The sequence below is a fragment of the Bacillus litorisediminis genome (genome assembly GCF_022808645.1).
Lineage (GTDB): Bacteria > Bacillota > Bacilli > Bacillales > JC228 > Bacillus_BF > Bacillus_BF litorisediminis.
Window position 1 is genome coordinate 1 of record NZ_JAKZKT010000087.1, and the last position, 6,111, is coordinate 6,111.

Here is a 6,111-nt window from a genome sequence, read left to right on the forward strand (position 1 = left end):
GCTGACTTCTAACTGTTCAGCTATCTATCGCTAGATAGGTTACCAAGAGTACTTGGCTTTCCAGTCAGATCTCCCCAGGTAAGAGTGCAATCTTTCCCTCCAAATATCTGCTTCATTTACTCTGTATCATCTTTGGCAGAAAGGACTTTGTTTTGTTATGCAAACTCATCCAATGATACCTAGCCTTATATGAAGTTCGTGTTCCTCAGACCGGAGGTTTGCCGCTCGCTTCCTTCAGATTCCGTGTCACCACGGACACCCTTGCGTTAAGCTACTGTTACTTCTGCCTTCACAGTTCGGGACTTTCACCCTATAGATTGCACCCATGCTGGGCGCACATAAAAGAGGGACCGGTATTGACTATTACCGGTCCTTCTTTTTCGACATCCTTTTTATTTTCGGCTCTGTTTTATTGATAATCCGTTTAATATTAGCTCGGTGGCGATAAATTACGAATGTCGCTAAAGCCAGTACTACTAATATTAACGGAATATCCTGAGTAAAAAGAGAATAGGCGAGAGCTACTAAAGCTGCGATCATTGAAGATAATGAAACGATTTTAGTTATGTATAGGGATAGGATAAATGACACGAGCAGTACCAAGAACAAGATCGGGCTATACATGAGCAGGACACCTCCAGATGTGGCAACTGCTTTTCCGCCTCTAAAGCCTGCAAATATTGGGTACATGTGACCTACAACCGCAAATAATCCAATTAAGAGCGGATGTAAATCCGAAGGAAACCAAAAGGCAAGAGCAGTAGCTAATGTTCCTTTTAGGATATCTGAAATGGTCACTATGAGCCCTGCTTTTACACCAAGTGTGCGAAAGGTATTAGTCCCGCCTAAGTTGCCGCTTCCATGCTCGCGAATATCAGTATTATAAAATACTTTGCCTACTATTAATCCTGACGGAATCGATCCTAACAAATAAGCAGCAATTACCAATAAAATTTCAGTCATGCTTTGTTTCCTTTCATTTCAAAATCCAATTTTTATCAAGTCGACGACTTTTGGATGGGATTCGGCAAGAATTATAATTGGGCACGATGCAAATTTGTCTGCGGTGTTTCTTTGCGGACATATAATCCATTATTTTAACAAAAATGTCCATTTTAGAAAATTTAGGACCTATGTTCCGTTATTTGCCCATATTCTTTGCAAAAACTTCATGATTTTTCCTAATTAAGGAACCCAGCGTCCGCTAATTTAGAAAATCCTTGATTTTGTCACAGATAAGAGATTCTATATCCTATAGCGATCAGCCTTGCCCAGTAATAATCTCCAAAAGTTGAGTCATTGCTCTCTATAACGCTCTGAAAGCGAACTCTTTTCTATTGTACCATGTAAATAGGTCAAGGAGTAGATTGCTTATAGAAATACAAAACAAAAAAGCGGATAAAAATCCGCTTTAATTTAAGGCTGTTTTTAATGTTTCAATATTTCTTTTCATAATCGAAAAATAATCTTCATTACTTTCTTTATCCTCATCAGTCAGTGTACTGGCATCCGTTAAATAAAGTATCTCCGCACCGACTGCCTTTTGCACCACTTCTGCCAATGAGGTTGAGGTGTTTGGTTCAAAAATAATATAGTGGATGTTTTCTTGCTCAGCTATTTCAATAATTTCTTCTAATTGCTTCTGGGATGGTTCCTGTGTAGTTGAAAGACCTGAAATATTAATTTGTTCCAGACCATATCTGCGTTCCCAATAACCATAGGCACCGTGTGAGACAATCATTTTTTTCGTTTTCGCATTACTGATTACATGATTGAATTCTTCGTCAAGACTTTCCAATTCAGCCTTTAATTGATTGAAATTTTCTTCAAAAGTTGCTTTTTCTTCTGGTAATGCTGCAACTAATTCATTCTTAATTTGCTCCGCCATCTTAATCGATAAAATTGGATCGATCCAAACGTGAGGGTCTAGATTACCATGATTATGACCATGTTCATCTTCGTGACTGTGTTCATCTTCATGACCTTGATCTTCTTCATGAGCATGTTCTTCTTCTGAATGGGCTTCTTCCTCATTATGTTCTGCTTCTACAGCAAGTCCTTCGCCAGCTGGCACCATTTTTACCTCTTCATTTTCCATTGAATTGACGACATCTTCTGCAAATGCTTCAATTCCAGTTCCAGAATAAATAAATAGGTCTGATTCCGCAATTTCAATCATAGATTTAGATGTTGGTTCGAACGTATGCACGTCAACACCAGCCGGGTAGATTGATTTTACTTCAACTAAATCTGCGCCGATTTTTTTGGTGAAGTCTTCAAGCGGGTATATGGTAGTCAGAATCTTTAGTTTACCATCTTCAGTGGTTGCTGAATTCGTACTGCAGGCATTTAACAAAGCGATGCTTATCAGTAAGAAGGATAGGATCCATATTTTTCTCATGTGGTTTTACCTCCAGAATTTCATGAATAGTTTAAATAATCGTAATGATTCTGATTTACATACTAAAAAATATATGTGATTAAATCATAATCATTCCGATTTGTTAAATAAAAAATATATCGTAATCATTCCGATTTATAATGTAGCATGGATTTTTGAGATTGTAAATATAATTGTTTATGTTTTTTCATAATTGTATAGAAGTACTTACTAGACATGTTTACACTATCTCCAATTTAATCCTCTAATTAAATTGTCTTTTCATTTCTACAGAATTTCGCTAGGATAATAGAAGGGAGGAGGGAATCCATGTCTGAGCTTCAAATGTCCGAACCTCAATTGGAACCAAGATCGGTGAAAAAAAGAAGAAGAGGTTCCTTGTTTTGGACAGGACTGGTTTTATTTTTATTGTTATGCACCATTTTGGTTACTATATATATAGGTTACCCATTTGCTTCTGAGGAGGAAGCAGCTTATTTTGAAGGTGAAAATCCAATTCTGTTCAATCAGCAGAAGCATGGAAATGCGCTGATACAGGATGGGTCCATTTATTTGCCTTTTTCCTTTGTACAATCACAAATTGATCAATCCTTATATTATGAAGAAGCTTCACAATCTATCATTTTAACCACAACCGATAAAGTGGTTCAAATGCCATCCAATTCGTTAACCTACTTCATTAATGAAGAGCCGGTAGAATTAAGAATGCCTGTTTTTCATATCAAGGATAATGAACCATATCTTTCACTTGATATAGTAGAACATTTCTACCCTATCAAAGTATCAATTTTGGAAGAGAGCGGTCTCGTTTGGATCGAACAGGATGGGGAAACATATAGAACTGCGCAAATTAAAGAGGAAATTCCCAGAGAAGCCTATAAAAAATTAAGAGCTGAGCCTACTTACCGAAGTCCTTATTATGCTGAGGTAGAAGCAGGGGAAACCGTTCGGATTGAAGAGGAAACAGAAGACTTTTATTTGGCTCGCAATCAACAAGGTGTTGCAGGCTATATTGAAAAAGAGTTTGTCAATGCTGGCAATATGGTTGAAGTAAGTGTTGAGAAAGAGCGGCAATTTGCGGAACCGCTCCAGATTGATGAACCAATCCATTTAACGTGGGAAGCGGTTTATACAAAAAACCCCAATACGGACCAGCTCCCTGACATGCCTGGGGTTCATGTAGTTTCACCAACATGGTTCAGTCTGGCAAATGAAAATGGCGATCTTGCCAATCTGGGTTCCATTGAATATTCCAACTGGGCCCATGAAAAAGGCTATCAGGTTTGGGGACTTTTCTCCAATTCCTTTGATCCAGCTCTGACGCATGAAGTCTTTAAAACGTTCGAAAAAAGACAGTATGTAATTCGACAGCTGCTTCATTTCAGTCAGCTTTATGATTTAGATGGAATTAACCTGGATATCGAGAATGTGAATCAGGAGGATGGACCTCTTGTGACACAATTTGTTCGTGAGGCAGCACCTTATTTTCATGAGGCAGGTCTTGTACTCTCAATGGATATTACGTTTATTTCTACAAGCGGAAACTGGTCTGCCTTTTATGAGCGGGATAAATTAGCTGATCTGGTCGATTATTTAATTGTGATGGCGTACGACGAGCATTGGGGCACATCACCGGTTGCAGGAAGTGTCGCTAGTTTGCCATGGGTAGAATCAAATCTCCAAAAATTATTAGAAGTCGTACCTCCTGACCGTCTATTACTCGGAGCTCCTTTATATACAAGACTCTGGAAGGAAGAAATGACGGCAGAGGGAGTTCAGGTCAGTTCTGAGGCTTTATCGATGGCAGAAGCCAAAGAATGGGTAGATTCTAAAGGCATAACTCCAATATATGACCCGGTTTCTGGGCAAAACTATGTAGAGTGGGCCGATCAAACTACAGGTATTATCTATAAAATGTGGCTAGAGGATGCTGTTTCATTAGAAAAAAGAGCAAATCTAGCAGAAAAATACGGATTAGCCGGAATCGGTACATGGTCCCGTTACTTTGCCGATGAAACAGCCTGGACGGCATTACAGATGGAAGAGACAGATGAGGAAATCTGATATAATGATGTTTATGGCGGAAGACTCTTTTCAAGGGTCTTCCTTTTTGTATTTGGCAAAAAATCCTTCGAATCTAACCTTTGCTTTTACGAAATATTTATCAAATTTCATCCAATCCCATGAAAAATATGGTATATTTAAAGTATAGTCAGGCCCAGATTCAGTTTTTGAATACAGTTGTGATGACAGGCGAAAGGAATTCTTCCAATGTGTATTTTCGAAATCTTCAAACAGGAGAGGTCTTTTTTTCTAAGTAAAAGTATAAAAAATGCGATTCTTTCTAGAGAATGGAAGAAAGCTGTTCAAAATGGGTATATTACTTTTTATCTGCAGCCCAAATATAGCTTCACGGATGAAAAGGTAGTAGGAGCTGAAGCGCTAATAAGATGGAATCATCCTAAAAAAGGGCCAATCTCTCCAAGTGAATTCATCCCTCTTTTGGAAAAACGCGGATTAATTCAGATGATCGATACGTGGATGCTAGAATCAGTGATCAGCCAAATTGGCGTTTGGAATAAACTCGGTTTATCTGAGCAGTTTCAGATTTCTGTAAATGTTTCAGCAGATACGCTGCAAAGTTCACAATTTATTAAATCAATTAAACGGGCATTAAAGCAATCAGAAGTGCTTCCCAATCAGCTTGAAATTGAAATTACAGAAAGAGTTCAGCTGCAAAATATACATCATGTATTAAAAAATTTAAAGTGTATGCAAAAGCTTGGGATTCAAATTGCTTTAGATGATTTTGGCATAGGATATTCATGTTTAACCTATTTAACGCAATACCCTGTGGATACGTTAAAGATCGATCGCTCCTTTGTTTGGCAATTGCCGAATGAGAAGAACGCATCAATTATTATTCGCGGCTTAATCCAAATGGCATATGAGCTTGGAATGAAAGTTGTAGCAGAAGGAGTCGAAAGTAAAGAGCAGTATGATTTTCTGAAAAATCATGGATGTCATACCCTGCAAGGGTTTTTTAAACATAAGCCAATCCCGGTGCATGAATTTGAAACCCAATTTTTTAGAAAGCCAGCTGCTGTTTAGGAAATCATTTTTGAAAGGGGTTCATTTGAATGGCGATTGAAAATCCAGACAGAAGTGAGATTAAGGAAATTTTAAAAAAAGCAAAACGAATTGCTGTCGTTGGTTTAAGTGATAATCCGGAAAGGACTTCGTATATGGTGTCTGAAGCCATGCAAAAAGCAGGCTATGAGATTATTCCGGTTAACCCGGCGATTACTGAAACACTTGGTGTTAAAGCAGTTCCCTCGCTAAAAGATATCGAAGGGCAAATCGATATAGTCAATGTGTTTAGACGATCTGAATTTTTAAAGGATGTAGCTAAAGAATTTGAGGAAATTGACGCAGACGTATTTTGGGCACAGCTTGGAGTGTACGATGAACAGGTATTTCATGATTTACGTTCAAAGGGATACACTGTGATTATGGACCGATGCATTAAAGTTGAACACGCATTGACAAAGTAACCTGCTCTGGCTAAAGAGCAGGTTATTTTTGGTGCGCCCGGCATGGGCTATAACTTGGTGGTGAAAGTCCACTACAGGCTTGGCAGTAGGAACTGTTAGCTAAAGGCAAGGGTGTCCATCGTGAGGTGGAATCTGAAGGAAGCCGGAGGCAAAATC

The 6,111-nt window shown here is 38.5% G+C and carries 5 protein-coding genes; 3 read left to right on the forward strand and 2 right to left on the reverse strand.

Annotation, left to right across the window (positions count from 1 at the left end):
* Positions 1 to 363: 363 nt before the first annotated feature.
* Together plsY and MLE14_RS21615 are read right to left on the reverse strand one after the other, a co-directional pair.
* Positions 364 to 963 carry a glycerol-3-phosphate 1-O-acyltransferase PlsY gene (gene plsY, locus MLE14_RS21610; RefSeq protein WP_243300471.1) on the reverse strand — a complete coding sequence of 200 codons (600 nt, stop codon included), beginning with the start codon at positions 961 to 963 and terminating at the stop codon, positions 364 to 366.
* 448 nt (positions 964 to 1,411) lie between these two features.
* A complete protein-coding gene (locus MLE14_RS21615; RefSeq protein WP_243300472.1) occupies positions 1,412 to 2,401 on the reverse strand; it encodes a metal ABC transporter solute-binding protein, Zn/Mn family in 990 nt (329 codons plus the stop codon).
* 309 nt (positions 2,402 to 2,710) lie between these two features.
* On the opposite strand from MLE14_RS21615, the gene MLE14_RS21620 reads away from it, so the two are divergent.
* The 3 genes from MLE14_RS21620 (at position 2,711) to MLE14_RS21630 (ending at position 5,955) form a co-directional block, all read left to right on the forward strand.
* Positions 2,711 to 4,465 carry a glycosyl hydrolase family 18 protein gene (locus tag MLE14_RS21620; RefSeq protein WP_243300473.1) on the forward strand — a complete coding sequence of 585 codons (1,755 nt, stop codon included), beginning with the start codon at positions 2,711 to 2,713 and terminating at the stop codon, positions 4,463 to 4,465.
* 207 nt (positions 4,466 to 4,672) lie between these two features.
* Positions 4,673 to 5,512, forward strand: a complete 840-nt coding sequence (locus MLE14_RS21625) for a putative bifunctional diguanylate cyclase/phosphodiesterase (protein WP_243300474.1) — start codon at positions 4,673 to 4,675, stop codon at positions 5,510 to 5,512.
* A 29-nt stretch (positions 5,513 to 5,541) separates the two neighbouring features.
* Positions 5,542 to 5,955 carry a CoA-binding protein gene (locus MLE14_RS21630; RefSeq protein WP_243300475.1) on the forward strand — a complete coding sequence of 138 codons (414 nt, stop codon included), beginning with the start codon at positions 5,542 to 5,544 and terminating at the stop codon, positions 5,953 to 5,955.
* The last annotated feature ends 156 nt before the right edge of the window (positions 5,956 to 6,111 follow it).